The following is a 4,370-nucleotide window of genomic DNA, read 5'->3' on the forward strand; positions in this document are numbered from 1 at the left end:
CCGCCGCCCGGACCTCACCCACTCACCAGGACCAAATTGCTGAACTTGACGCACACAACTTCACGTTGACTTTCAGCGGTTGCCCTTTGTCGGCAGCACTTCAGTGAGTTGCCGGCTAGCGCTTAGGGTCAGGCTGGCGATCACCGGGGCGGTCACTGGACCGTTCAAGGGTCATTCGCAGCTTGTCCATTTCTGCTCCGAAGCCCTGCCAGTCGCCGGCCCTCAACCGCTCCATCGCTTGATTGTAGTGGCCGAGAGCGTCTCGCGTTTGATTGACCTCCGGAGTTGCAGGCAGGGCTTCGGCCGACGACCCCACGTGTGGGAAGCTCTGCACAGGCGCCATGAAGAGAGCTGCCAGAGCGCGAGCTAGCGTTTCCTCCATGACTACTTGGTCGCCATAGGCCGCGATCACCCGCTTGAGCTCCGGGATCTGCCCCGTCGCCGCGCGGAGATACAGGGGCGACACGTACAGGATCGAATTCTCAATCGGGATGACATGCAGGTTGCCCCGGATGACCCGCGACCCCAGTTGGTTCCAGAGTGAGAGTTGCTGCGAAATCGCGGTGTTCTGGTTGATGCGCGCCTCGATCTGGAAGGGGCCATAGACGAGTTTGTCCTTGGGAAACTCGTAGACGATCAGTTCGCCATAATGAGGTGGATCGCAGCGGGCCGCCAACCACGCAATCATGTTCTCCCGCTGGCTCGGCACCATCGGCAGCATCAGGATGCTCTCGGCCTGCGGCTCGCCCGGCAGGCGCATGATCATGTAATAGGGAGCCATCCTGGCGGCGTTGCCGTCCGTCGGCTGGCGGGGAAACTGCCACAGATCCTCGCGGTTGTAGAACACCTCCGGCGCAGCCATGTGGTACGTCCGGTATATCTGCGCCTGGATGAAGAATAGGTCCTCCGGGTAACGAATGTGCCTTTGCATCTCCTGGGGCATGGCCGCGAAGAGCTTGAAGAGCCCCGGAAAGATGCGCCGGTAGGTGGCGGCGATCGGATCCTCGGGATCCGTCAGGTAGAAGTCGACCGATCCGTCATAGGCATCAACAACGACCTTGACGGAGTTGCGGATGTAATTGAGTCCGCGGTCCGGCAGCGGCGGAACGTAAGCGAGAGAGTATGGGAAATACGTGCTCGTCGTGTAGGCGTCCTGCACCCAGACAAGACGTCCATCGCTGACCACCAAGTAAGGGTTGCGGTCGAGGTGCAGGAAAGGCGCAATCGTGTGCACGCGCTCTCGAATGCTCCGACGGAACATGATCCGGCTATCGCCGGTGATGTAGCTGCTGAGCAGGATGTTCGGATCATTGAAATACCAGGCGAAGAGGCTCCTTCGGGCACCGCCCCCCACTGCGATGCCGCCCCTGCCTGTGTAGCGAGCATAGACGTTGTCCTTGCCCTTCGGGTAATCAAACTCCGGGGTGCTTCCGCGGACGATGACGTAGGTGTCGGTCAGCTCGCCGTAGTAAATGCGGGGTTCGTGCACCGGAGGGCCTCCGGTTGCGAGCGGCGGAATATCCTGGAGATAGAATACCGGCAGCCCTTCGGCACTCTTGCGCGTGACCGAGCTCATGACCACGCCGGTCCCGTGCGTGAAGAGCACATGCTGGTTGACCCACGTCTGGGCGTCAGGTGGAAGAAGCGCGGACTTGAGCTCGCGGGCCGACAGCATGACCTGCTGATAGGCTCCGCCGAGCCAGTAACGATCCACATCCACGTCCCGGAACTTGTAGTAGGTCCGGATCTCCTGCAATTGAGCATACGTGGCCATGAGAGGCTGCTCGTCCCACAGCCGAATGTTGTCGATGGTCGCCTGGTTGGCTCGAAGCGAGTCGACGGTGAGGTTCTGCTCGACGGGAAACGGTTTAGCGATGATGCGATGGAGACCGTAGGCTTGTCGGGTGAGCGCGATGTTCTGTTCAAGGTAAGGCTTCTCGAGTTCCAACTCGTTCGGTCTCACGAACAGGCGCTCGAACAGCACCGGGAACACCTCGGCCATGACAAACGCGCCACCAAGGACCAGCATGACCGCGGCTGCCGGAAGCCTGTAGGTGCGAACCCACAGGTTGGCCCACGACAGGAGGGCTGCCACCACTGCGAGTCCGATCAGTACCCAGAGGACTGGCAGTTCGACATGGATATCGGTGTAGCTTGCGCCCACGACGACGCCGTTGTCGCCATACAGCAAGAGGTAGCGGTCCAAGCCATAGGACCACGCCCAGACCGAAAAGAGGATGCCGAGCAAGACGGAGCCATGAGCGACGACGGTCCGGGACAACGACCAGCGTCCGATGTTGAAACCGATCTCGCCCCGCACCCAATACACGCCCGCCGCGACGATGCAGCCCAGGCTGACCGTCAGCAGCATCCAGTCCTTGAGGGCGACATAGGCGGGGAGGGAAAACAGATAGAAGCCGATGTCCTTGCCGAAGATCGGGTCGCTCTGCCCGTAAGGCACCTGATACAGGAACCGCAGGAGAACGTTCCAGTTGGTCATCTCTCCCGCCGCGACCAATGCTCCGGCAGTTGCGGATGCGCCTGCAACGAGGAGCAGGAGACGCCTGTGCACGACCTCCGGCACTTGGGAGGATTGCGGCGGCCCCACAGTAATTCCAGCAATTTCAATGGAACTGCCTGTTCCACGCCTTGACAGCCGGAATGCCAGCCAGCCGTTCCACCAGAGAACGATCGTCGTGACCGCGAACACTACGAGGAACAGCGAGATCCTGGCTTGCAAAACCGTCCAGAAGACCTCTGGATATCCGATCGCCGAGAACCAGATCCAGTCGACCAGGAAGTCCACAATGATGCCCGATAAGGTCAGGCAGACCACGATGGCGATTGCTGCCACCGCGATGCCTCTCCACTGCATATACGCCTCCGTCCCTTAAAACAGGACCGAAGATCTGCCCCGACCACCGGCTCGTACCTGATCACCTCTGCATGGGGCAGGCGCTTGACACAATGAACGGCACCCAGCCCAGCAAGCCGATCGTGTTGGCCGAGAGAATGCCGGGGTCCAATGGCAGAGATCCAAGAATGCATCCCTGCCTTCCGCAGATCGGACTGCACAAAATCATTGTAGCGCAACAGACAACAGGGACGAAGACATGACTCTAAGGTCAACGCCCAACTGTCTGGTTTCGAGACCTCCGGCGATGCCGCTCTGGCGCTGATCAGCACAGTCTTGCCGGCTGATGTGTGCGGCGGATCTGCCACGACGGCGGGCAATGTTGGTGTGCCATGAATTCGCTTCAGCCGGTCTACTGGGAAGCCGACGCGGTGGACGGACCGCATCGTGACATGGCGCTTGCCGTCCTCATGGCTTCGGTGGTGCCGATTCAGGTCAGGTCCGGGCCACGACCATCGGTGCCACGCGCCGCCGCGCTTGAGTTTCGCATGCTCGCAAAGGACACGCGGGCTGATGCCAAAGCCAACAGCAATGGCCGATCCCCTCGTTTATTCGTAGGATCTTAATGGGACTCTTATGACTTCGGCCGCGTATACGAATTGCAGAGCGCTCGCGGGCGCATGAGCGGCCATGAGAACGGCTGCAACGGAAGGGATTGAAACCTGCTACGCGCCCACACCCTTGAGTGCCGCTTGGACGGCGGCAAGGCCGCACGCGCCCGCCCGCCTGCGCCGGTGGGCCGTCTCACTTGACCACAGGCGGTAGAGGTAGTCGTCGAACTCCCGCGGGAGTGCCGCATCCCCGAGGAAGGCCGGCTTCTCCTGCCGCTCGTGGTAGGCGGCCCGGAGCTGGCGGGCGAGGTGCTCCTGGACGGGTCGGGGAAGCGCCGCATCTGGGCCGCTTCGCCCCTTTCGGACTTTCGCCGGAAGATCGTCACGTTGCTCGTCGGTCATGGATGGTCCCGCTCAAAAACCAACAACGCCCTGAAGTCACGCGGGTTTCGTTGAGGACGGGGCATAGGACCATCCGCCGCCGTGCGGCGCCGCCCTTCCCACAAGCCCACCAGGGTCGCCTCCTAGGGCAGCCCAGCAGCCCGCTGGGCTTGCGCCTCCAGGATCCCTGCCAGACGCTGCTCTCGCGGTCAGGGTGCGGGCCGCCGAGCGGCTGCCCCCTTGCGGGAAACCGACATGGCTGAGGAACTCGCCCCAAGCCTGCAAGACAGCTTCCGGAAGCACGTTCAAGAGCACGGTGTGCCGGTGACGGTGTACTTCCCGAAGGGCGTCAGACTTCAGGGCTACATCATGGGCTCTGACAGGTTCACCCGCGTACCACCTCGGCCGATCCGGGGCTTACCCTGGCCGATCCGAAGCTGGCGGGATCTTTCACCAACTTTCGCCGAACGGTCGGGCCTCGACCTCGAAGCTCCAGGCACTGGGATCCTGGCCGGTGAGTTGGT

Annotated in this window: 3 protein-coding genes; 1 reads left to right on the plus strand and 2 read right to left on the minus strand. The window is 61.8% G+C overall.

What is annotated here, in order from left to right; translation table 11 throughout:
• Positions 1-115: 115 nt before the first annotated feature.
• Together BN1233_RS40960 and BN1233_RS40965 are read right to left on the minus strand one after the other, a co-directional pair.
• Entirely contained in the window at positions 116-2,875 is a 2,760-nt protein-coding gene (locus tag BN1233_RS40960; protein WP_046869449.1) for a UPF0182 family membrane protein, read from the minus strand.
• Between the two features lie 704 nt (positions 2,876-3,579).
• A complete protein-coding gene (locus BN1233_RS40965) occupies positions 3,580-3,867 on the minus strand; it encodes a hypothetical protein (RefSeq protein ID WP_187144492.1) in 288 nt (95 codons plus the stop codon).
• A 234-nt stretch (positions 3,868-4,101) separates the two neighbouring features.
• Here BN1233_RS40965 and BN1233_RS40970 point away from each other — a divergent pair.
• On the plus strand, positions 4,102-4,370 hold a 269-nt coding region (locus BN1233_RS40970), incomplete at its 3' end, for an RNA chaperone Hfq (protein WP_046869450.1).

Source organism: Microvirga massiliensis (assembly GCF_001006805.1).
Lineage (GTDB): Bacteria > Pseudomonadota > Alphaproteobacteria > Rhizobiales > Beijerinckiaceae > Microvirga > Microvirga massiliensis.